This is a genomic window from Pseudomonas sp. FG36, assembly GCF_057809275.1.
In genome coordinates this window covers 1-537 of sequence record NZ_JBMDJQ010000087.1, presented here as the reverse complement: position 1 = coordinate 537, position 537 = coordinate 1, and the positions used below count along the sequence as shown (strand labels likewise).

The window sequence follows — 537 nt, the reverse complement described above, 5'->3', positions numbered from 1 at the left end:
ACGGCAGCATGTAGTCCGGCAGCACACCTTGCAGACGCTCGTGCAGTTCGCCGATCGCCGCAACGTCACCGGTGAAGTACGCCACCAGGCGTTTATCCCCCGGCGCGTCCTCACGCACGATCACCGCCGCGTCGCGCACGCCCGGGCATTCGCCCAGACGCGCCTCGATTTCGCCCAGTTCGATGCGGAAACCGCGCAGCTTGATCTGCTGGTCGGCACGGCCCAGGTAACGCAGGGTGCCGTCGGCCTGCCAACTGACCAGGTCGCCACTGCGGTACATGGTGCCGCCATTGAACGGATCCGGCAGGAAGCGCTCGGCCGTCAGCTCTGGCTGGCCCAGGTAACCCAGGGCCACGCCGTCGCCGGCGATGTACAACTCACCTACTGCTCCCACCGGCAGCAGTTGCTGGCGGGCATCGAGCACGTAGCAGCGGCTGTTGCCGATCGGTGTGCCGATCGGGATGCTGCCCTCACCCACCGCAGTGATTTCGTGGGTGGTGCTGAAGGTGGTGGCCTCGGTCGGGCCGTAGCCATTGA

General features: G+C 66.7%; 1 protein-coding gene. It reads right to left on the bottom strand.

The window, feature by feature from the left end:
- The coding region (locus ACODS9_RS26540; RefSeq protein WP_489095123.1) for an AMP-binding protein at positions 1 to 537 on the bottom strand (537 nt) is incomplete at both ends.